General features: G+C 62.0%; 28 protein-coding genes. All 28 read left to right on the forward strand.

Translation table 11 applies throughout. From position 1 onward, the window contains the following. Positions 1-7 precede the first annotated feature (7 nt). Positions 8-250 carry a TraR/DksA C4-type zinc finger protein gene (locus LIG30_RS25085; RefSeq protein WP_038710501.1) on the forward strand — a complete coding sequence of 81 codons (243 nt, stop codon included), beginning with the start codon at positions 8-10 and terminating at the stop codon, positions 248-250. Further along, on the forward strand, positions 234-527 hold the full coding sequence (locus LIG30_RS06000; RefSeq protein WP_056405824.1) for a hypothetical protein: 294 nt from the start codon (positions 234-236) through the stop codon (positions 525-527). Before LIG30_RS25085 ends, LIG30_RS06000 begins: the two co-directional genes overlap by 17 nt. After that, a complete protein-coding gene (locus LIG30_RS06005; RefSeq protein ID WP_038710504.1) occupies positions 524-865 on the forward strand; it encodes a hypothetical protein in 342 nt (113 codons plus the stop codon). The genes LIG30_RS06000 and LIG30_RS06005 overlap by 4 nt, the downstream gene beginning before the upstream one ends. Before the next feature lie 6 nt (positions 866-871). Beyond that, positions 872-1,369, forward strand: coding sequence for a DUF1804 family protein (locus tag LIG30_RS06010; RefSeq protein ID WP_038710505.1), 498 nt, complete (start codon positions 872-874; stop codon positions 1,367-1,369). 8 nt (positions 1,370-1,377) lie between these two features. Next, complete coding sequence (locus tag LIG30_RS06015) at positions 1,378-1,575, forward strand: hypothetical protein (protein WP_038710506.1); 198 nt, start codon at positions 1,378-1,380, stop codon at positions 1,573-1,575. 1 nt (position 1,576) lies between these two features. Further along, the gene (locus LIG30_RS06020) at positions 1,577-3,364 is read left to right on the forward strand and encodes a hypothetical protein (protein WP_038710507.1); all 1,788 of its coding nucleotides are present in this window, start codon (positions 1,577-1,579) and stop codon (positions 3,362-3,364) included. A 12-nt stretch (positions 3,365-3,376) separates the two neighbouring features. After that, the gene (locus LIG30_RS06025) at positions 3,377-4,987 is read left to right on the forward strand and encodes a DUF935 domain-containing protein (protein WP_038710509.1); all 1,611 of its coding nucleotides are present in this window, start codon (positions 3,377-3,379) and stop codon (positions 4,985-4,987) included. Beyond that, positions 4,977-6,290, forward strand: a complete 1,314-nt coding sequence (locus LIG30_RS06030; protein ID WP_038710510.1) for a PBECR2 nuclease fold domain-containing protein — start codon at positions 4,977-4,979, stop codon at positions 6,288-6,290. The genes LIG30_RS06025 and LIG30_RS06030 overlap by 11 nt, the downstream gene beginning before the upstream one ends. Positions 6,291-6,388: 98 nt before the next feature. Next, on the forward strand, positions 6,389-6,973 hold the full coding sequence (locus LIG30_RS06035; RefSeq protein ID WP_038710511.1) for a phage virion morphogenesis protein: 585 nt from the start codon (positions 6,389-6,391) through the stop codon (positions 6,971-6,973). A 221-nt stretch (positions 6,974-7,194) separates the two neighbouring features. Beyond that, the gene (locus tag LIG30_RS06040) at positions 7,195-8,304 is read left to right on the forward strand and encodes a phage protease (RefSeq protein ID WP_038710512.1); all 1,110 of its coding nucleotides are present in this window, start codon (positions 7,195-7,197) and stop codon (positions 8,302-8,304) included. Between the two features lie 39 nt (positions 8,305-8,343). Continuing rightward, positions 8,344-8,754 carry a hypothetical protein gene (locus LIG30_RS06045; protein WP_038710514.1) on the forward strand — a complete coding sequence of 137 codons (411 nt, stop codon included), beginning with the start codon at positions 8,344-8,346 and terminating at the stop codon, positions 8,752-8,754. Between the two features lie 43 nt (positions 8,755-8,797). Continuing rightward, positions 8,798-9,691, forward strand: coding sequence for a Mu-like prophage major head subunit gpT family protein (locus LIG30_RS06050; protein WP_038710516.1), 894 nt, complete (start codon positions 8,798-8,800; stop codon positions 9,689-9,691). A gap of 107 nt (positions 9,692-9,798) precedes the next feature. Continuing rightward, positions 9,799-10,314 carry a hypothetical protein gene (locus tag LIG30_RS06055; protein WP_038710517.1) on the forward strand — a complete coding sequence of 172 codons (516 nt, stop codon included), beginning with the start codon at positions 9,799-9,801 and terminating at the stop codon, positions 10,312-10,314. 9 nt (positions 10,315-10,323) lie between these two features. Next, positions 10,324-10,740 carry a gp436 family protein gene (locus LIG30_RS06060; RefSeq protein WP_038710519.1) on the forward strand — a complete coding sequence of 139 codons (417 nt, stop codon included), beginning with the start codon at positions 10,324-10,326 and terminating at the stop codon, positions 10,738-10,740. 5 nt (positions 10,741-10,745) lie between these two features. Beyond that, the gene (locus LIG30_RS06065) at positions 10,746-11,441 is read left to right on the forward strand and encodes a DUF1834 family protein (protein ID WP_235510211.1); all 696 of its coding nucleotides are present in this window, start codon (positions 10,746-10,748) and stop codon (positions 11,439-11,441) included. Continuing rightward, the gene (locus tag LIG30_RS06070) at positions 11,438-11,740 is read left to right on the forward strand and encodes a DUF2635 domain-containing protein (protein WP_038710520.1); all 303 of its coding nucleotides are present in this window, start codon (positions 11,438-11,440) and stop codon (positions 11,738-11,740) included. The genes LIG30_RS06065 and LIG30_RS06070 overlap by 4 nt, the downstream gene beginning before the upstream one ends. 3 nt (positions 11,741-11,743) lie before the next feature. After that, on the forward strand, positions 11,744-13,171 hold the full coding sequence (locus LIG30_RS06075) for a phage tail sheath C-terminal domain-containing protein (protein ID WP_038710521.1): 1,428 nt from the start codon (positions 11,744-11,746) through the stop codon (positions 13,169-13,171). Positions 13,172-13,189: 18 nt separating this feature from the next. Further along, positions 13,190-13,567, forward strand: coding sequence for a hypothetical protein (locus LIG30_RS06080; protein WP_038710522.1), 378 nt, complete (start codon positions 13,190-13,192; stop codon positions 13,565-13,567). Further along, complete coding sequence (locus LIG30_RS06085; protein WP_038710524.1) at positions 13,564-13,965, forward strand: hypothetical protein; 402 nt, start codon at positions 13,564-13,566, stop codon at positions 13,963-13,965. The genes LIG30_RS06080 and LIG30_RS06085 overlap by 4 nt, the downstream gene beginning before the upstream one ends. Next, entirely contained in the window at positions 13,962-14,093 is a 132-nt protein-coding gene (locus LIG30_RS27445; protein ID WP_268760689.1) for a hypothetical protein, read from the forward strand. The genes LIG30_RS06085 and LIG30_RS27445 overlap by 4 nt, the downstream gene beginning before the upstream one ends. A gap of 21 nt (positions 14,094-14,114) precedes the next feature. Beyond that, a complete protein-coding gene (locus tag LIG30_RS06090; RefSeq protein ID WP_038710525.1) occupies positions 14,115-16,310 on the forward strand; it encodes a phage tail tape measure protein in 2,196 nt (731 codons plus the stop codon). Between the two features lies 1 nt (position 16,311). Continuing rightward, positions 16,312-17,622 carry a DNA circularization protein gene (locus LIG30_RS06095; RefSeq protein ID WP_038710527.1) on the forward strand — a complete coding sequence of 437 codons (1,311 nt, stop codon included), beginning with the start codon at positions 16,312-16,314 and terminating at the stop codon, positions 17,620-17,622. Continuing rightward, entirely contained in the window at positions 17,606-18,739 is a 1,134-nt protein-coding gene (locus LIG30_RS06100; protein ID WP_038710529.1) for a phage baseplate assembly protein, read from the forward strand. Before LIG30_RS06095 ends, LIG30_RS06100 begins: the two co-directional genes overlap by 17 nt. After that, the gene (locus LIG30_RS06105; protein WP_038710530.1) at positions 18,736-19,377 is read left to right on the forward strand and encodes a phage baseplate assembly protein V; all 642 of its coding nucleotides are present in this window, start codon (positions 18,736-18,738) and stop codon (positions 19,375-19,377) included. Before LIG30_RS06100 ends, LIG30_RS06105 begins: the two co-directional genes overlap by 4 nt. Positions 19,378-19,437: 60 nt before the next feature. Continuing rightward, positions 19,438-19,788 (forward strand): phage GP46 family protein, encoded by a 351-nt coding sequence (locus LIG30_RS06110; RefSeq protein ID WP_038710531.1) that lies wholly within the window; start codon positions 19,438-19,440, stop codon positions 19,786-19,788. Further along, a complete protein-coding gene (locus LIG30_RS06115) occupies positions 19,788-20,873 on the forward strand; it encodes a baseplate J/gp47 family protein (protein WP_038710533.1) in 1,086 nt (361 codons plus the stop codon). Before LIG30_RS06110 ends, LIG30_RS06115 begins: the two co-directional genes overlap by 1 nt. A 2-nt stretch (positions 20,874-20,875) precedes the next feature. Further along, positions 20,876-21,448: a YmfQ family protein gene (locus LIG30_RS06120; RefSeq protein ID WP_038710535.1), complete on the forward strand. Its 573-nt coding sequence runs from the start codon at positions 20,876-20,878 to the stop codon at positions 21,446-21,448. Positions 21,449-21,451: 3 nt separating this feature from the next. After that, positions 21,452-22,041 (forward strand): hypothetical protein (locus LIG30_RS06125; protein WP_038710536.1); only part of this gene is annotated, 590 nt, incomplete at its 3' end.

The following is a 22,041-nucleotide window of genomic DNA, read 5'->3' on the forward strand; positions in this document are numbered from 1 at the left end:
GAGACGCATGGACGATTTCGACCACGCGAGCGTCGTCGAGGAGCAATACCGCGCGCTCGTAATCGCGGCCGGCACACGGCCGCTTCCACAGAAGACAACGGATTCGCCGACGCATTGCGCCAATGAAGCGTGCGGCGCCGAGATACCGAAAGCACGCCGCGATGCAGTACCGGGATGCAGGTTCTGCATCGAGTGTCAAAAGCGGTGCGAAGAACGACTCAGGCAGAGAGGCTATGCAATTCATCGTTGACGGAAAAACGATCCTGACCGCTGTCATCGGCGCACTGTGGTTTATCACTATCGCTGCGTGCGGAGCGTGGATCAAGCGAGTGTCGAGCGATCGAAAGGAGCTGCGCGACGATCTGCAGGAGCTTGCCGATAGCTTCGCGCAATACCGCGAAACGGTGGCGCGCGAATATGCGCAACGCTCCGAGGTACGCGACGAGCGCAATGAGACGCGCGAGATGTTTGTGCGTATCGAAGCGAAGATCAACGAGCTTTATAACCATGTGATGGGAAAAAAATGAGCGACATCAACGCAGGCACGAATCAGGTTTCGGTACGGATCGCAGACGCAGCGGGGGCGACGGCACAACCGGATGCACCGACTGCCACGCCACAGGAAACCGGCACGAATACCTCGGCGGCAAGCTCCACAGCGGGGGCGACCACGACGGCGGGCAGTGAACAGCTCGCGCTGCTGCACAAGATCGACTCGGACATCGGCGCGCTGTCGACGAAGATCGACGATGCGCAAAAGCTGGCCGTGCGCAACGGCGCGATCGCGGGTGGCGTGTCTGGTGCCGTGTCGGGAGGCATCGTTGCACTCGGCCTGCAGTTCGTGCGGCACAAGCTCGGCTTCTGATCGCAGATGGCCTATCCGAAGGAAACTCGCGACAAGGTCAGGCGATCGTTCGTATTCGATCGCCTGTCTCTCGAAATCTCGGCATCGAAGCATGGTGTTGCATATTCCACAGCGCGCCGCTGGAAGGAGGATGCGCTCTCAGTCGGTGACGACTGGGAAAAAGCGCAGGCGGCGCAACTGATGGCCGGCGGTGGTGTTGAAAGCGCTGCGCGTCAGATGCTCGCTGGACTCGTGGCGCAGTATCAGACGACTCTCACGGAGATCGAATCGAGTGAGATGCCGGCTGCGCAGAAGGTGGACATGCTCGCGAGCCTTGCCGACGCGTACAACAAGACAATCAACGCGAGCAAGCGTGTACTGCCTGAGACCAACGAGCTTGCCGTAGCGATGGGTGTCGTGCAGCGTCTCGCCGCATTCGTGAGGGAGCACCACCCGAGCCACGTTGAAGCATTCGCCGAGATTCTTGTGCCGTTCGGCGAAGAGCTGAGCGTAGCCTACGGATAGGAGCTGCCATGATCATCAAGCTGGATCAGCACCGCGCGGTCAACACGGAGCACATCGTGTCGGCCAAGATTGACTCGTATGGCGACACATGCCTGGACGTCGAGCTGGTGACTGGCGACAAGGTTCGAGTCAGGCATACACCGCATTGTCTCGATGGCGTCGACGTCTACCGACTGTTCGATCGTATTTGCGCTGCGCAGGAATGAGATGGCGCAGAAATTCACCGAGAAGGATTTCCACAAGGAAATCGCGGAGCTGGCTGCCGAGCTTCGGCGCGACATCGAGGCGTTTTCGACTGGTCTCGATCCATCGCCCGAGGCTCGTCTTGCCCGTCGCCGTCGTGTGCTTGTCGACGGCGATTATCGCTTCTTCGCCTACACGTACTTTCCACACCACATCCGCGGCGAGCCATCGCTGTTCCAGGCACACCTGTGCGACCGCTTCCCAAAGCTGCTGCGCCAGTCTGGCGGCACGCGCGAGTGGTGGGTTGCGCCGCGCGGCGAGGCAAAGTCCTCTCTTGCAACCAAGATTGGCCCCGTGTACATCATCGTGCAGGGGCTGCTGCAACGCGACGATGTGCGCCGCGAGATTGGCTGGACCGGCAAGATTCCGCCATATCTCGACTATCTCATCCTGCTCGGCGCAGAAACCTCGCTGCCGACCAAGCTGCTCGAGGTGGTCAAGACCGAGCTGACCGCCAACGCGGCGCTTGCGCTTGACTTCCCCGAAGTGTGCGGCAAGGGAGCTGTCTGGAAGGTCGGCGAGTTCGTGTCGAAGAACGGCGTCAAGGTCGAGCCGTTCGGCGCTGAGCAGGCGATTCGCGGTACGTTCCACGGTGCAAGCCGCCCGAAGGTGCTCTTCGGCGACGACCTGATCACCGACGCCGAGGCGAAAAGCCCGACCGAGCGCGAGAACCGCTGGACGTGGCTGGAAAAGGCCATCGACTATCTTGGCCCGCCGGATGGAAGCGTGAAATACGTCGGCGTCGGTACCGTCCTCAACAAGGATGATCCGATCTCCCGCGCGAAGAAGAGCATTGGCCACATCGTGCATCACTTCCGCGCGATTGCGCAGATGCCGGCCAACATGGATCTGTGGCAGCAGTGCGAGGAGCTGATGCTCAACGCCGACAAGGGGGCGGTCGACCAGGCGGCGAAAGACGGTCACGTGATCAGCGACGACGCGCTGCCGTCGTACCAGTTCTATGCCGCGCACCGTGCGGAGATGGACGAAGGCGCGGTGATCTCGTGGCCATCAGTGCGCACGCTGTACTGGCTCATGCGTCAGCGTGCAAAGTCGCCGCGCGCATTCGCTACCGAAATGCAGGGGGACCCGCGCACCGAAGACGACAAGGTTTTTGGGCACATCACGTTCTGGGTCAACAAGCTGGCGCAGTGGCTGATGTTCGGAGCCTGCGACCCGTCGATGGGCAAAGGCGAAAGCTCGGACCCGTCCGCGATCCTCGTGGGCGGACTGGACGTGGTCAGTCGCAAGCTGCACGTCGAGTATGCGGAGATCAAGCGGCGCGTGCCGTCGAAGCTCGCGGCCGACCTGATCGCCGTGCAACGCGAATACCGGTGCCTCGCATTCGGCTTTGAGAACAACAACGCATACGAATGGGCGCGGCAGGACCTGCTGCGTACCGGGTTGCGTGCGGGCGTGCCGCTGCCGCTTGTCGCGGTGACCGCCACCGTCGCACCGGAAGTGCGTATCGACTCGCTGGAGCCATACATCACCGACCGCATCGCGCCGTCACTGCTTATTCATCCGGCGCTCACTGCGCTGCTCGCGGAGCTGGACTCGTGGCCGGAGCCGCAAGGCGCGCACCACTACGACGGCCTGTCGGCCCTGCACATCCTGTGGATGCTGGCGCAAACGCGTGGATATACCGGTAACGACGGATACGTGCCGGCCCGGTCGGGATTCCGTGCGGAGGACCAGGACGACGACATGGAACGCGAGATTGACCGCTGGTCATCCAGCAGCTGGAGATAAAAGGAAAACGTCATGGGACAGATCGTCGATATACACGGCAACCCGATTCAGCGTGAAGTGCTGGACGAGCCGCAGACCGCAAAGCTCGGCTGGATTACGCGCGACTTTGCGCAGCACCCGGGCCGCCGACTCACGCCGCAGAAGCTGCACCGCATCCTCGAACAGGCCGAACTGGGCGACCTGATGGCGCAGTCCGACCTGTTCAACGACATGGAGGAGCGGGATACGCATCTGTTCGCGGAGATGAGCAAGCGTCGCCGCGCGCTCATCACGATCGACCGTCGCGTCGTTCCGCCGAAGAACGCGAGCGCCACTGAAAAGAAGCAGGCGGCTCAATTGGCCGAATGGCTGGACGGCATGCTCAACATGGATGAGGTGCTATTCGACTGCATGGACGGGGTCGGACATGGCTTCTCGGCGCAGGAGATCGAGTGGACGCGCCTCGGTACGGCATGGCTTCCGAAGGCTCTTACCCATCGGCCGCAGCGGTGGTTCCGCACGCCGCTCTACGATGGTAACGATCTGCGCCTGCGCGACAATTCGTCGAATGGCCAACCGCTGCTGCCGTTTGGCTGGCTCGTCCACAAGCACCGGGCAAAAAGCGGCTATCTCACGCGCGGCGGCCTGCATCGCGTGCTGGCGTGGCCGTTTGTGTTCAAGATGTACGCGAGTACGGACCTCGCCGAGTTTCTGGAAATCTACGGCATGCCGATCCGCATCGGTCAGTATCAGGTGGGAGCATCTGATGCAGAGAAAGCGAAGCTGCTGCGCGCGGTGATGGAGATCGGACACAACGCTTCGGGCATCCTGCCCGAGGGAATGAAGATCGAATTCCAGAACGCGGCAGCCGGTCAGGCCGACCCGTTCCAGCTCATGATCCAGTGGTGCGAGTTGTGCCAGTCGAAGGCGATACTCGGCGGCACGCTCACCTCGCAGGCTGACGGCAAGACTTCGACGAATGCCCTCGGCAAGACGCACAACGAGGTGCGGCGCGATCTGCTCAAGTCCGATGCAAGCCAGGTGGCGGAATCGATCACGCGCAACCTGCTTTATCCGCTGTGCGCACTGAATTTCGGCCTGACCAATCCGAGCCGCATGCCGCGATACGAGATCGACGCGCGTGAATCCGCCGACGTCTCCATGTGGGCCACGACGCTGCCACCACTGATCGCTGCCGGATTCAAGGTTGGCCGCGAGTGGGCGCAGGACAAGTTGATGATCCCCGAACCGGCGGACGGTGAGGAGCTGCTACAGATTGCCAAGCCCGAGATGACACTGCCGCCGTCCGAGCGCGCAGATCAGCGGCCACCGGTAGGAGCCGATCCGAAGAAAGCCGTGATGCGCTACCGGGCCGTGCTGACCAATTCGGCCGGCGAAATCGTCTACCCTGACCAGCATGCGCTAGACCAAACGGTCGACGCACTGCCGGCCTCGCCGCTCGTCGACGCGCTCGAGCCGATCCTGCGTCCGGCCGTGGTCGCGCTTAGTCGTGGCGCGACGCCCGATGAGGCAGCGGAACTGCTGCTCGAGGCAAACGCACAAATGGATTCGTCCCAGCTCGAAGCGATGCTCGCGCGCTGCCTGTTCGTCGCTGATCTGTGGGGACGGTTGAATGCCAGCTGACATCGATCTCGGCTACGCAATCGGCCTGGAACCGGAAAAGGCTGTCGAATACTTCGAGTCAAAGGGCTACCAAATCGGCTTCCGCTGGCAGGACGTGGCGGCCGAAGCACATGCGAAGGCATTCACGGTCGCTGGCGTGATGAAGGTCGACGTGCTGCAAGATATCCGACAAGCGCTGGGCGATGCGTTAAAAAAAGGCACGACCTTCGATGACTTTAAACGCCAGATCTCGCCTGTCCTGCAGCGTAAGGGCTGGCTTGGTCAGGGCATGATCGTCGATCCCGACACCGGGGAGATCGAGGGCAAGCGCCTGAATACGCGTCGGCTGCAGACGATCTTCCAGACCAACATGCAGTCGGCGTACATGGCCGGACGCTACGCGACCCAACTCGACCAGGTCGACACGCATCCGTACTGGGAGTACGTGGCGATCCTCGACAGCCGCACGCGACCGGCTCACCGCGTTCTAGCCGGCTCGGTGTACCGATATGACGATCCGTTCTGGCAGACGTTCTATCCGCCCAACGGATACCGCTGTCGGTGCCGTGTGCGCACACGCACGGCCGGCTACATCGAGAAAAACGGTATCGCCGTGCGCGCCGGCCGGGCCAACCTGAAGCAGATCGACCAGGTCGTCGGTCGCGATAACCAGACCCGGCCCGCCATCGCTTACACCGATCCGGCCACTGGCCAGACCATCGCGCCCGATCCGGGCTTCGGCGCGAACCCAGGTGCGGCATGGCAGCGGCCGTTCACGCCACCGCCGCTCGACACACTTCCGCAGACGCTGCCGCACGGTGCCGAGTTGCCGCCGCTGCCAGCGGCGAACAGGGTGCGATCCGATGCGCTGTTGTCGGCCGGCGAGTCCCCGCAGCACTATGCGGAGGCGTTCCTGTCCCGGTTCGGCGCGGACATCGGTAAGCCCGTGACGTATACCGACGTTGCCGGTGACGTGCTGCAGATCAACGATGGGCTGTTCCGCGATACGGCTGGCAACTGGAAGGCCGACAAATTCGGGCGTGGACCGTATATGCAGGTGCTTGCCGATGCGGTGAAAGATCCCGATGAAATCTGGCTCGCGTGGTCGCAGGTCGGCGACGGCTGGACACTGCGCCGGCGATACATCCGGGCACTGGAGACGGAAAGCGGAGACTGGGGGCTTGCGATCTTCGAGCAGTGTAAGGATGGCTGGACCGGTGTGACAACCTTCCCACCCAAGGTCGGCAAGTCGGCCGAGGCGCGACGTGCCTACATAGATGGTCAACGCGGGACGTTCCTACGCTGGCGCCGGCCGCAGAAATGAGAATGGCCGTCCCTCGCCGACGGCCATTCGCGCCGCAGCCCTTCGTCGATCCGGAAGCGGGTCCGGCATATACGGCTGCGTCAAACGGAGTATAGACCATGCAGCTAATCGAGATCGACGACGCTCGGTTGAGCGAAACCATGCGGCGGCTATATAGGACGCTACAGCGGCCAGGCCGGATCATGGGGCTGGTCGCGACCATGATGCATGAGGCCGTCGAGGACAATTTCGCCGCCGAAGGCCGTCCGAAGTGGCTTGGCCTGGCGCCATCGACCCTGAAGCGACGGCGTCGCGAGGGTGGTGTCGGCAAGCTGCTACAGCGCAGTGGCCGGCTCGCGGCCAGCGTCTCCCGGTGGAGTGATGAGACAACGGCGCGTGTCGGCACGAACCTCGTATACGCAGCGATCCACCAGTTCGGTGGCCAGATTGAGCGGCACCCGATGTCCGGCTATGTGCGTCTGCGCAAAGATGCCAGTGGCCAGATCATGCGCCAGAAGGATCATGAGCATCTGGCCGTGTTCGCGAAAGACAGCCACAAGCGCGTCAAGATAGTAAAGTGGACGCGTACTTCGGGCTGGACGATCAAGATGCCGGCCCGTCCATTCCTCGTGCTGACCGAGTCCGATAACGTCGACATTGAGGTAGCCGTGGCAGGCTATCTGCGCAACCTGGTCGACCGCTGACGCCCCCAATCCGGACCCCCTGATTTAAGCCGTTCAGACCCCTTGCCTATGCCAAGGTAGCGGGTCAGTGGTTTGGAGGGCGTTAAACCCCCGTTAAAATCGGCCTCAGGGGCATCCGGATGTCGCGCACTCCCCGCGCGACGCAACCCAACCGCTGAGATCGGTGGGTACTGAAACCCTTCAAGGTCGTTTTCCCCTTCGCCGGTCGTCAACATGGCGACATGGCAAATCCACTCCTCATCGCCGCGCTCAGCGCACAGATCGAATCGTCAGGCAGCGAACTGAAGCTGCTCCCGGCGGGCGATTTCCGTGCGCGTGACGGTCGTCCCGCCGAATGCGCAGCGTGGCACATGGACGCGGCGATCGCACGACAACTGATCGCCGCTGCTTCGGTGCGCGAGACGGCGTACGTCGTCGACTACGAGCACCAGACGCTGAATGCCGCGACCAATGGGCAGCCTGCACCGGCCGCTGCGTGGTTTCGCACACTCGAATGGCGTGAGGGTGACGGCCTGTATGCAATCGACGTGGACTGGACGGTGCGCGCAAGCGCCATGATCGACGCGAAGGAATACCGCTACCTTTCACCGGTATTCGCATACGACAAGTCCGGCAACGTCACGGCAATCCTGCATGCCGCGCTGACCAACAACCCGGCGCTCGACTGCCTCGACGACGTGCAGCTCGCAGCAGCTTCGATGCTCGCCGGTGCTCCTGTTCCTGCCGGCGTGGCGGCTCTTTCCACGCAACCCTCCGGAGATACCCAGATGGATGAACTTCTGGAGCAGCTGCGCTGGCTGCTCAACATGCCCGTGGGCGCAACCGTCGATGACGTGACCGCCCAGTTGAAGAAGCTGATCGACTCGCTGTCGGGCGGAGCAGGTGTTGCCGCAGCCAGCGTCAACCTGCCGGCCCTGCTCCAACAGAAGGACAGCCAGATCGCCACGCTGTCGGCCAACCAGGCTGATCCGGCCCGCTTCGTGCCGATCGCTGTGATGACCGATCTGCGCACTCAGCTCGCCGTGGCCACCGAGCAGCTCAGCGGCAACGAGGTCAACGGGCTGGTGACTGCTGCGCTGTCCGACGGCCGGCTGTTGCCGGCGCAAGAAGCGTGGGCGCGCGATCTCGGCAAGACCAACATCGCGTCGCTCAAGACCTATCTGTCGGGCGCGCAGCCGATCGCAGCGCTCACTACCACCCAGACCGGCGGCCAGCCGCCTGCTGGTGTGCGGCCCGATGCGCCGACCGACGACGTGGCGATGACGGCCGTGTGCAAGGCACTCGGCATCGATCAGACGTCGCTCGCAAAGCCGGTCGATGCCAACGCCTGACGCATCGCCACCGATATCCAACCTATACAGGAGAGAAGCATGACCGCACTCATCGCCGACCGCGACACGCAGCAGCGTGGCGGGCTCGTATTCAGTTATCCCGCCAAGGCCGCGAAGCGTTTCTTCGTCGGCGCGATCGCCGCGATCGACGGCGCGAACGGCTTTCTGACGCCGGGCGTCGCGTCCGCGACGCTCAAGGGCGCGGGCATCGTTCAGGAGCAGATCGACAACACCGACGGCGCGGATGGCGCGATTGGCGTGACCATCAAGCGCGGCCTCTGGCGTGTTGCCAATTCGGCGGGCGCCGACCAAATCTCGCTCGCCGATGTGGGGAACAACTGCTACATCGTCGACGACCAGACGGTCGCGAAGACCGACGGCGGTGCGACGCGCTCGATCGCGGGCAAGGTGGCCGACGTCGATTCGCTCGGCGTCTGGGTCGAGTTCTGAACCGCGCGTCGCCACCCCGTCATCCCTCAAGAGGAAAGAAGAAATGGAAATCAACCGCACCAATCTGCGCGCCCTGATGACCGGTTTCAACACCGTGTTCCAGCAGGCATTCGACGGTGCGCCGTCGGATTGGGAGCGCGTCGCGATGGACGTGCCGTCGACCACGTCGCAGGAAGTCTATCCGTGGCTCGGTCAGACCACGCGCTTCCGGGAATGGATCGGCGATCGCGTGATCCAGAACCTCGCGACGCACGACTTCACGATCAAGAACAAGCGGTTCGAGAACACGGTCGGCGTCGATCGCGATGCGATCTCGGACGACACCTACGGCGTCTACAAGCCCGTGATGGCGCAGCTTGGCCTCGATGCCAAACAGCATCCTGACGAGCTGGTGTTCGGCTTGCTCGCGAACGGCACTTCGAAGATCTGCTACGACGGCCAGTACTTCTTCGATACCGACCATCCGGTGACGAATCCCGACGGCTCGATCGGTTCGGTATCGAACTTTGCGGCAGGTGCCGGCCCCACCTGGTATCTGCTCGACATGACGCGCGTGGTGAAGCCGATGATCAAGCAGACGCGCAAGCCGTACAACTTCGTCGCGATGGATCAGGAAAGCGATGAACAGGTGTTCTCGGCCGCCCAGTTTCGCTATGGCGTGGACGCGCGCCTGAACGTCGGCTTTGGCCTCTGGCAGCTTGCATACGCATCGCAGCTCGACCTGAACGAGGACAACTATCAGGCCGCTCGTGCCGCGATGCAGTCGCTCAAGGGTGACAACGGCCGGCCGCTCGGCGTTCGCCCGTCTCTGATCGTGGTGCCGCCGTCGCTCGAAGGCAAGGCCCGCAAGCTCGTTCACGCCGACGCGAACAACTACGGCGCGACCAACATCTGGAAGGGTTCCGCGGACGTCCTCGCGACGTCCTGGCTGGAATAACCCATACCTGTGAGCGAGTAAGCCCGCGCCGACCAAATGGCGCGGGAAAGACAGTCCTGGAGCTGAGGCAAAAGAGGCTCCCGCTACAGAACCTGAAGGAGTAACAGATGAGCAAGAAACACCGACACCCGGCCATTCGCGTGGCTTCCGCAAGGAACGGCTTTCGTCGCGGTGGCCATGAGTTTGGCGTCAAGCCGAAAACGATCCCGCTGGGCGAGCTTCATCCGGACGCATACGCTGCGATCACCGGCGACCAGTCTCTGGTCGTCTGTCACACGGCGATCGAACTCGACGAAGCGCAGGCGGCGGCGCTCCCGCACGCCGACGCGTCGCATGTGATCGAAGCGCTGAGTAACGCATCGTCGCTCACGCTCAGTGTGAGCGACGACGATGCCAAGCGCGTGCTCGCACTGGACGAACGCGAGGTCGATCTGAGGGCGCGCGAGGAAGCCCTCTCGGTCAGCGCGGAAGACATCGCCCGCGAAAAGGCTGCGCTCGCGGAGCGCATCGCTGAATTCGAGCGCGAGGAGGCGGTGCTCGCGGAGAAAATCGCCAGCTTCGATCATGAAAAGGCTGCATTCGAGGCGCATGTCGCGCAATCGAAGACGGGCACGAAGAAGTAACGCACCCATATGTACGCCACCGTAGATCAACTGATCAGGCAATTCGGGCAGCGTGAAGTGATCTCGCTGTCCGATCGCGAAAATACCGGCGAGATGGACGTGGCCGTGCTTGACGATGCGCTCGACAACGCATCCGTCGAAATCGACGCCTACCTCGCCGGCCGTTACACGGTTCCGCTTAACCCAGCGCCGAAGCTGCTGTCTACGCTGTGCGGCGACATCGCGCGGTATCGCCTGTGTGGCGGCGAGACGCGCATGACTGAAGAAATCGAGAAGCGCTACAAGGCGGCGATCGATTTCCTGAAGCTGGTCTCGGCCGGCAGCGTCATGCTTGGTGCGTCGTCGACGGGGGAGCCGGTCGCGCAGCCGGAAAGCACGATCGAGTTTGCCAGCGGTGGCCGTGTGTTCGGCCGGCGTGACAGGTGACCGTGATGACTGCGACTGCAACCATGCCAGTGTACGTGCCGATTGTGACCGCAGTCGAGCTGGCGATAGTCGATCGCCTGAAGCGTGGCCTTGGAAAGATGGTCGCCGAGGTCAAGACCTACGGCGGCGAGTTCGACGATGAGGAACTGGATGAGGTCGTGCGTCGCCTGCCGGCCGCGTGGGTCACGTTCGGTGGTGTGAAGCGAACCGATCCGCACTCGACGAGCCGAGAGAAGTGGCGGGCTGAGGCGACGTTTGTCGTGCTGGTCGGTGCGCGCAGCTTGCGCAATGAACAGGCGGGCCGACATGGCGGTGCTTCGTCTGGTGAGGTCGGCACGAATCTGCTGATCAGCGCAGTGAGGCATCTCCTGAACAGCCAGGACCTGGGCTTGCCGATCCGGCAGATGGCACCAGGTGCGATCCGCACGCTTTTCAACACGCAGGTCCGAAAGGAAGCGATGTCGGTCTATGCGCTGGAGTTTCACACCGCATGGATGGAGGAATCGTTGTTTCTCGGCGCATTCCCGCAGGGATCGGTCGACGGGCCGCTCGGTGTCTTGTTCGAGCAGTACGGCGGTCAGATTGATCCGCCGACGCCGGACTGGAAAACGACGATTTTCAGCTATTTCATCAAGCCTGGCACCAGCGACGAGCCCGATGCGCAGGATCAAATCGATATGGAAAAAGGAGCCGCTTCATGAAAGTGATTGCCCGCAAGGGGCTGCGCGTACCGATGGAAACCGGGCTGCGCCGTTATGTGACCGATGCCACGGGCGTCGAGGTTCCGAACACCGTGTACTACCGCCGCCGCGTCAGCGATGGCGATCTGATCGACGACGCGGACAAGATCGCAAAGCAGGAAGCCGAGGCAAAGGCCAGCGCCGACACTACCGAGAAACCGGCCACAGACACCGCAGCATCGCAAGCAACGGGCGCAGCGAGTGGTTTGGAACCCGTTGTGAACGGTGCCGGTGACAAAAAAACCGCGAATGGAGCATAAGCGATGTCCAGCAAAAACATCAGCTTCAGCACGATTCCGTCGGGTACGCGCTCGCCGGGCCAGTACATCGAGTACAACACCACGCTCGCCCTCCGCACGCTGCCGACCAACGAACAGAGCATGATCATCGTTGGCCAGCGCCTCGCAGGCGGCACGGTGCCGGCACTCACGCCGACCAATGTATTTGATGAAGCGGCGGCCGCAAAGTATTTCGGCGCTGGATCGCTCGCGCACATGGCAGTCGTGGCTGCGCTCACGGCGAACCGCTATCTGGATCTGTCGGTGATCGCCGTCGACGACGCAGCTGCCGGACAGCCGGCAGTGGGCAAAGTGACGTTTGACGGTACGGCAACGTCCGCCGGTGCGTTTGCGCTGTTCATCGGCCGTACGCGCGTCGACGTAGCGGTCAATATCGGCGATACAGCCGTCAACGTGGCAGCTGCGATGGCTGCAGCTATCGCACAACTGCCGGAGCTGCATGTGAGCGCGGCAGCGGCCGCCGAGGTACTGACGTTGACCGCCAAGAACAAGGGTGAAACCGGAAACGGTATCGCCATGTCGCAGCTCAATCAGGCGAGCGGCATCACGGCTGGGATCGTCGCTATGTCCGGCGGCTTGAACGACCCGGATATCGAGCCGGCTCTCGATCGCATCTTCGCGTCGAAATACAACATCGTTGCGCCATGCTGGTCGACGCTGGATGCGCTCACCAAAACGCGCAGCTTCGTCGAAGCGATCTCGGGGGCGATGGAACAGCGCCCCGCGATTGCGGCGGCCGGCCTCACCGGATCGTTTGCAACCAGCTCGACGCTGGCCAGCCAGATCAACGAAGGTCGCATCACGATCGGCTGGTATCCGAACTCGGTGAGCCACCCGGCCCAGATCGCCGCCGGCTATGGTGCAGTGATTGCCAGCGAATCCGATCCGGCCATGCCGCTCAATACGTTGCCGATCGCGGGCATGGACATCGTGCCGGAAGCATCGCAAGCGAGTCGCACCGAAAAGGAACTCGCCTTGCACAACGGCCTCACGCCGCTCGAAGTCGGGCCGGACAAAAACTCGGTGCAGATCAAGCGCGCTGTCAGCACGTACCTGGTCAATCCGCAGGGTGTCGACGATCCGGCACTGCTCGACATCACGACGATTCGCTCGCTCGACTACTCGCGCAAGGCGTGGCGTGATCGATTCTCCCTGCGCTTCCCGCGCTCGAAGCTGTCCGAGCGCACACCGCCGAAGGTGCGCAGCGAGATGCTCGACGTTGCCTACAAGCTGGAGGATCTCGAAATCCTGCAGGACATCGATATCTACAAAGACCAGTTCATCTTCGAGAAGGACGAGCAGAGTATCGGCCAGCTCAACGGCCGCTTGCCGGCGCCGGTCGTGCCGGGCATGCACGTCTTCGCGGCCGTGGTCGACCTGTACCTGCAGTAATCACAACGGGAGCACATCATGGCATTAGAAGAGTACGTCGGTGCCATCGTGATGGAAGTCGACAGCCAGGAAATCGACGTCGTGTCGGTTTCCCCGGATGTCGATACCGGTACGAAGCCGGTCATCACGATGAACCGCAAGGCCCGCGTCAAGGGATTTTCGCGGGGCGTGCGCAAGTACAACCTGAAGGTGACGGTCGTGATCCCGGTCGGCGGCGACACGATCGACTGGGAAAACCTCGAGGGCGCGAAGATCACGATCTTCCCGGTGACGCCTGGGGGAAAGCGCATGACCTACCAAGACTGCTGCACGATTACCGTGAGCGATCAATACACGGCTGACAACGAAGCGCGTCGCGATCTGACAATGTTCGCGGCCGACAAGGTGAACGAATGAACGAAACGATAAAGGGTGAGCTGAAGTACGGTGTCGAATTCCCGGCCGGCAGCGAACAGTACCACTACGACTTCGAGATGCGTCTCGGCACGGTCGAGGACCATATCGACGTCTACGAGCGGCCGGATATTCTCGGCGGCGGCGTGTCGAACATGCGCGTCAATACGGCGCTGCTTGCGCTTTGCCTGGTATCGCTCGGTACGGTGCCGACGGAATCGATCACGCCGGAGTTGCTCGGCAGTGCCGTATCCGACGATTTCGACCTGCTGCAGGCGGCGCAGGACGCGCTCAAAAAAAAGCGGCTGCGGCCGAAGCCGGAGAGCGGCTCCGCGAAATCCGACTCGCAGCCGCCATCCTCGGACAGCACGGAGTCGGGGAAGAGCGATTCCGCAGCATGAGCATCGTGGAGATGGGCGCATGGATCAACGCCATCGCCCAGCTTCGTGGTGTGAAGATCGACGACGACGCAGGGCCTCGCACCATCCGCAGCCTGCGTCGAAAACCAAGGCAGCGCCGACGGCGTTAAAAACTCAACCGGATTAACCGTATGTCCCGCGATCTCGAAGTCGGGCTCACCGCGAAATGGCACGACGAGGCGTCTGGTCCTGCGCAACAGACTGGACGGAACGTCCAGCGTTCGGTTGAGCAAACCGAGGCTGCGGCCGTCCGCGCTGACCACGGTACGCTCGTCTCGGCCGAGCGTACGGCGCAGGCACGTGTGCAGGCCAGCGTGCGAGCCGACGAGATGATCCGCACGTCGGCGCAGCGCTCATCCGAGGCGCGCGCGCAACTCAGCGCGCGCTCTGATCAGGCCATTCGCCGCGAAATAGACCAGAACGTAGCAGCCTATAACCGCCTCGCGCGCGCCGGCTTCGCGTCGGTCAACGAGCAGGCACGTGCGTATGGTGCACTTGCGCAGCGCGTAGGAGCGCTGAACCGTGAGCTGCGCAACACCGAGCAGATTGAGGGACGCATGGCGCGCAGCGGGCGTGCCGTTGGTGCGATGTGGCAGGCCGGTGGTGCAATCGCCGCAGGCGCAGCCGGAGTCATGGTGGCCGCACCGGCCGTGCGCGAGACGATGGGATATGACCGGCGTATTGCGATGATGGCCAATACAGCTTTCTCGGATCGAGACGTCGCTGGGCGACGCGCTGGCATGGTCGAGCTGAACAATGCGATCGTCGGGGCGGTTCGGTACGGCGGCGGCTCGCGCGAGCAGGCGGCCGACACGCTGGACAACCTACTCGCCTCAGGCGCGATCAGCCAAAAGTCAGCGATCAACATGCTGCCGACGCTTCAGAAGTTCGCGACGGCGACCGGCGCAGATCCTAACGAGCTGGGGAACATCGCGATCCGGGCAATGCAGAACTTCGGGATCAAGGAATCGGAGATCCCGCGCGCGCTCGACATGGCCCTGAAAGCGGGTCAAGCCGGCGGCTTCGAACTGAAGGATATGGCGAAGTGGCTGCCGCAACAGATGGCGATCGCGAAAACGGCTGGGATGTCGGGTCTGAAGGACTTCAGCTCGCTACTCGTCGCCAACCAGGCATCGGTCATCACGTCCGGCACGAAGGATGAGGCGGGCAACAACCTCGTCAACCTGCTCGAAAAGCTCAACTCGTCGGACACGCAGCACAAGGCCAAGACTCTCGGCATTGACTTGACTGGGAGTCTGTCGGCTTCGCGCGCACAAGGGGTGAATCCGCTCGATGCGTTCGTAGGCATCGTCGAACGCGTTATTGCAAAGGACTCGCGCTATCAGAAGTTGCAGGCGCAGCTCGCGAAAGCTCCTGAGGGTGAGCGTCGGGATATTCTCGCGAGCCAGGCGGATCTGCTTCAGGGTTCAGCGATCGGCAAACTGATTCATGATCGGCAGGCGCTCGGTGCGTTGGTGGCGTACATGAATCAGGCCGATTACCGTAAGCAGGTCGTGGCCCAGGTCAATGATTCCCGGTCAGCAGTGGATGGGAACTTCTCTCTCATCTCGGGTACGGCATCGTTCAAGACGCAGCAGCTCGATAACGAGAAAACCTTCGCTCAGCAGGACGCGTTACAAGGCGTCGACAGCAAACTGGGCGACGTCGCGAGCAAGCTTACCGAGTACGCGCAGAAATACCCTGGCATCACAACAGCGATGGTGGGTGCAACCGATGGCCTCAAGGTATTCACGGCCGCGCTGACGGCGGCCGCCTCGGTCAGCATCCTGCGAGACGGGTTCCGTGGAGGTGGCGCAGCCGCTGCGGCGGCCGAAGGCGCCGCTGATGCCGCCGCACTCGCGAAAGCTGGCGCACTGGGCGCGGATGCATCGCGCGGATCTCGCCTGCTTGCAGGTGCGAAGTGGGCAGGCCGGCTCGCTGCCCCGCTTACCGTTTTGGCCGGCGGGCTCGAGGCGATGTCGGTCGCGAACGATTCGAGCTTGAGCGCCGAGCAGAAAAAGGCGGCCTATGTGGGGGTTGGTGGCGGCGTCGCGGGCGCGCTCGCCGGCGGTGCGGCAGGCGCCGCAGTAGGATCGGTCGTGCCCGGCGTGGGCACGGCGCTAGGCTTCATCGGCGGTGCTGCGGGCGGCTACTTCGGTCACGACTGGGGAGAAAAGATCGGCAAGATGATCGGTGATGCAATCTTCGCGCAGAAGAAGGACGAGAAACCTGCACCGATCGAGGCACATTTGGTCTTCAACTTGGATGGCATACCGTTCTTCGAGACCATCCAGACGATGAACCGCAAGGCGGCATTGAGGCAATAACATGGCGTGGAAAGACACTTTGCAGGATGCATCGTTCCGCGGCGTCGTGTTCGACTGCCAGCGCACCGATGACACAATTGCCCGTGATGTGGCGCGCTACAGCTATCCAAACGTCGACGGCGAGGATATCGTCGATCTCGGGCAGAAGGCCAACGAGGTCAACCTGACGGCCGTATTCTGGGGCGACGACTACGAGTCGAAGCTGCAGAACTTCCTCGGTGCGTTAGCAATGAAGGGTGTGGGTGAGCTGATCCATCCGGTGTTCGGCAGTATGCCGAACATGCAGTTCCTCGGTGGCCACGTTTCGCATGACGCCGAGAACGTCGATCACTGCCTCATTGAGATGCGCTTTGCCGCGTCGACGCCGAGCAATCCGTTTTTCGTGCAGAAGCTCACGACGCAGGTGGCCGACGCGACGGCCCAACACGCTCAGGATGCGGCGTCGGCCGGTGGTAGCCTGTTCTCGAAGGCGATGTCTGCGCTTAACGCGGCAAAGGCTGGGCTGCGGCGTCTGAACGCGCTCCGCGACGTGCTCAGCGGTACGCTCGGCCCTATCAAGTCGCTGGTGAAGGGACTCGAGACCACTGCCCTCGACTATCTGAAATTTCCGTCGGCTTTTGTCGGTGATCTGACCAGCCTTGTCGGCGGCATGGCAGATCTGCGTTCGTTCGATGTCGGTTCGATCATGTCCGACTGGGGTGGTATGTTCGAACAGATGCAGACCGTGATCAAACTGCCGAGTGCTGCATCGAGCGGACAGCCGGTGACGATGCCTGGTGCAGCAGCAGCCGCAACCATCCCGAATGGTCCCGTCGATCCGGCGCAGCCATACTCGCCGCCACGCACTAACGCGGTATCGGTCGATCCCGGCGATCTGAAGACCGTCGATGCTATCGTGCAGATCGGAGTTGCCACGACCGTCGCTGGCGTTGCGTCTGACGTGCTTGCCAACGAGGTGGCAGCACCGACACTCACGCCCGAGCAGATCGAGCAGATCACGAACGATACCCGCTCGCTATTGCAGGATGCCATCGATGCCGTTAGCGCATCGGGCGATCTCAACGAGACCAGACCGGTGGCGGAAGCGCTGCGCACCGTGGCGCTGTCCGTGCAGCAGCTCGCGGTCAGCACGATTGACGCGATGCCGCCGCTCATCACGCGCACGGTGCCTTCTCCATGCAACCTAACGCTCCTCGCATTCCGATGGTACGGCGACTACACGCGCTCGGCCGAGTTACTGCGCCTAAACCCATCGATCAAGAACCCGAATTTCATTGCAACTGGAGAGGTGCTACGTGCTTTCGCCAAGTAATGACATCTCTGTACTGATCGGCGGCAAGGCCCACAGGGAGTGGACCTCATACTCGATCGACTCGGACTTGCTGGTGCCGGCTGACGCATGGGAGGTAACGCTGTCCCGACCGAATGGCACGATGCCGGCCGACATCAACAAGGGAGCGGCCGTGCAGGTTCGAGTCGGCGGAGACACCGTACTGGTCGGCTATGTCGGTTACGTGAGGCGGCGTACGGCGAAAGGCAGTAAGTCATTTTCGATTTCCGGCCGGGATCTCGCTGCGATCCTGCGCGACTGCTCAGCGCCAATCTTCACGGCGAAACAGGTTTCACTCGAAGAGGTCGTCGCCAACATCGTACGTCCGCTCGGCATCCAGAAAATCCGCATCGACACTGCACAGGAGGTGCCGGGATGGGACAAGATCAGCATCGACCCCGGTGAAACTGCGTGGGATGCACTCCAGCATGCAGCCGAAGGCGTCGGCCTGTGGCCGTGGTTCGATCCGGATGGTACGCTGGTCATCGGTGGCCCGGACTATAACGCGCAGCCGGTCGCGAGCTTGATCCTGCGTGAAGACGGCAAGGGCAATAACGTCGAGTGGTTCGATGAAGACGATTCGATCGAGGAGCGTTACTCCGAGGTCACGGTGCTTGGCCAGGCGCACGGCACACATCTCGGAACAGGCAAGAATGCGATGAAAGTCACGGTTAAAGATCCGAGCGTGACCGTGTACCGCCCGAAGGTGTATGTCGATCACGATGCGCCGAATCTTGCAGCATGCGAGTCGCGCGCGCGCAAGATCATCTCCGATTCGGCGTTGCACGCGCACACGCTGAGGGCGTCGGTGCGAGGTCATCGAACGAGCGATGGCGTGCTTTGGAAGCCGGGTCAGCGCGTCCACGTGATCTGGGAGGAGTATGGTATCGACGCAGTGTACTTCCTGATGGGCAGGCGTTTCACGGGAGGGCGCGACAGTTCGCCTGGTGCGCGTACGACACTGACGCTCAAGGAAGATGGCGTATGGGTGCCGGACGCTCACCCCCATTCCGGCCGCAAGCATCGCCACAAGGGGCATAGTGGCCCGCTGGAAATCATCACGACCGACGCGAGCGGTCATACCGCGGTGAGCAAATGATCGGGGATATCGACAAGCGCATCCAGCGCGCACTGGCTGGCGTCCGACAAGCATTTCGAGGTGTGGTCAACAGTGTGTCCAGTGATGGGCCGGTGCAGATCGTCGGAGGAGAAGGTCTGTCCGGGGAGGCAATGACTGACCTCGAATACATGCAGCACTATGGCTTCAGCAGCAACCCGCCAGACGGGACGATGGCGGTTATCCTGCCGATCGGCGGAAAGACCGGTCACGGCATCATCATCGCGACCGAGCATGGTGCATATCGGTTCAAGCAACTCATGCGCGGAGAGGTCGCAATATCGAGCGATGAGGGAGATTCCGTCGTCCTGAATCGCGGCCGCGTAATCAACGTTAAAACGAAGACGTTAAACATCGACGCGGACGACGAGGTGAACATCAACACGAAGAAGATGGCAATCAAGGCGGATTCCATTGACGCGGACACGCCGGAGCTGGCCGTGAGCGGTCTGACGTCGGCGAATGGTGGTCTAGCGGCAAAGGCAGGCGAAGGCAGGGAGCACGCGATCGATATTGACGGTACGGCTAACGTCACCGATGACGTGTTCATCAACGGAAAATCTCAGAGTGGCCATCGCCACAAAGACAGTCTGGGCGGTATGACGACGGCGGAACAGTAACCCGCCTACTGAAGCCCAGCAGTATCCCCTCATTCATGCCTCGCACGGAGAATCGCCGGCATGGATGCCTTTCTTGACCCGAAGACCCGCGATTACACCGGGACGCGCGCCACGTCGCTGCAGAACGCGGTGTATATCCGCCTTGAAACGCCGCTCGGCTTCTACTGGGCGGCACCCGACATCGGGTCGAAGCTGTATCTGCTCAAGCGCGAAAAAGACGTTTCGCGCGTGCACACCCTTGCTGTCCAGTACGCGCAGCAGGCGCTCAATCCGTTGGTTAAAAACGGCCGCGCGCAAAGGGTGTCGGTGTCGCCAATGCCAGGCGAGACCGGCTGGCTCATCCTGATCATCGACGTTGTGGATGCAGCAGGCAATCCGCAACACTTCCAGCACCCCGTGAAGGTTTCCTGATGCCGGCGACCGTCCTCACCGCAGCGCAGATTCGCGACAACATCCTGCGCGACAGGCAGAATCTGCAGACCGACCAGCAGATCGACATCGACTCCGACTCCGATAACTTCATACGGGCGGCCGCGACCGGAAGCGCGATCGAAGGGTTATATGGGTACGGACAATGGGGCGCGAAGCAGGTCTTTCCCGATTCGGCCGACGAGGCGAACGTAATTCGCCATGCAGCGCTACGCGGCCTTTACCTGAAGGATGCAAAGTACGCATCGGGGCCGGCGCTGATCACCGGGACGCCTGGCGTTGAGTTCGCGAGCGGGTTAGCTGCGAAGTTCTCCGACGGTACCCAGTACGTGACGACATCGGGCGGCGTGTTCGATGCGTCCAGAGCGGCGACGGTCACGGTGAGAGCCATAGTCGCTGGAACAGCTGGTGGCCGCGCGTCGGGAGATAAACTCACACTGACCGTTCCGCCGGTTGGGGTGGATGCATCGATCACAGTGACCGGAGACACGGGTATCACTGGCGGAACCGATCAGGAAACGGTGGAGAGCTTGCTGCAGCGTCTCCTAGTGAGGATGCGCAAACCGGCCGCCGGCGGAAACAAGTACGACTACTGGGACTGGGCAATGGAGGTGCCGGGTGTCACGGGCGCCTTTGTGTATCCGCTGCGGCGTGGTCTTGGCACGATCGATGTTGCAATCGTATCGGCCACGGGAATGCCCTCGAAGGAAACGATCGATGCTGCTCAGGCGCACATCGACGACGTGCGGCCTGTCTCTGCAAAAAACTCGCTCGTATTTGCGCCGACGATCAAGTCCTATGACGTGGTCGTCGGCGTGCAGCTCGATGGCATCTCACTCGCTGATGCGACGACTGCTATCAACAGCGCGCTCACCGTGTACGACTTGTCGATTGTTCCGGGTGCCAGTGCGATCCGAAACCACATCGGTGGGATCGTCAACGATATCAGTGGCGTAGTGGACTACGTGCTGGCTTCCCCCGCCGCCAATGTCGTGCCGGACGTCGGTGCGGACAAGGTTGAGTGGTGCCGTATCGGACGCATCACGGTGAATCCGATGGGAGCGTAGCCATGACGACGCACGCTGACCTACTCGGCCAGTTGATGCCGCCGGTCTCTTACGACGCGACCGCACCGAATTTGGCTGCTGACCTGCAGGCCGAAGGATCAGCGCTTGACGCGGCACAGGCCGCGCTTGCCATGATTCAGGAAGCGGCGATTCCGTCGTTCGTGTCGATTCAATTCCTGCCCGACTGGGAACGTCTGCTCGCGATCACGCCATCTTCGGGTGCCTCGATGCAGCAGCGGCTGACGTTTGTGATCGCCAAGCTCAATGAGACAGGTGGATTGTCGATTCCGTATTTCAAGCAACTCGCGTCGAGCCTCGGATACACGATTGACATCGTGGAGCCGCAGCCGTTCCGGGTTGATTCCGGTCGAATCGGTGACGCCCTCTACGTCGAGGACATCATCTATTGTTGGCGCGTAGTGGTACAGGGAAAGCCAAGCGTCAGCTACTACTTTCGGGTCGGCCAGAGTGCTGTTGGCGAACGGTTACTGTCGTTCTCGGAACCGATGCTGGAACAGCTTTTCAATGATCTGAAGCCGGGTCACACGTACGTTTCATTTTCGTATCAAGGTTAAAGCATGCAGCGGATTAATACGCCGGACGGCGCATTTCATGCAGGTGACGATTCGACGGGGGCGCTAGGCACGATCGTCACGTCTGCGTACATGCAGTCGATGCAGGAAGAGGTCGTGGGTGTGGTCGAGGGCGCCGGGATGGAGCTTGATCCTGCTGATAACGGCCAGCTGTTAAAGGCACTGGTGAAGATTATCAAGATGCAGGAAGTCGTCAGCTCCTACTCGATCGCTGCACTTCCAACGCAGAATGTCGGACCGATCCTTGTCACCGAGGTGGCCGAGATCTGGACGTGGTCAGCGAGCGCCCATTTCACGGGATATCGGTCACAGTTGTGTGGCGACCCGCTTTTTAGTGCGCGCGCTACGCCACTCATCCAGCATCTGGACGCGGTCGGCGGCTCGGTCAGTATGGCGGCCTATCCGGGCCTGTGGGGATGGGCGCAGGATCAAGGGCTGGTTGTGACTGCCGCGAACTGGGTTGCTGGCACGCATACCTTCGTGGACAACGGCAACAGCACGTTCAGACTCCCCGATCTTCGCAACCAGTTTTTCCGTGCGACCGGAACTAACGCTGACACTGCAAATGCGCGGGC

This window comes from Burkholderia sp. lig30 (genome assembly GCF_000687455.2).
Lineage (GTDB): Bacteria > Pseudomonadota > Gammaproteobacteria > Burkholderiales > Burkholderiaceae > Burkholderia.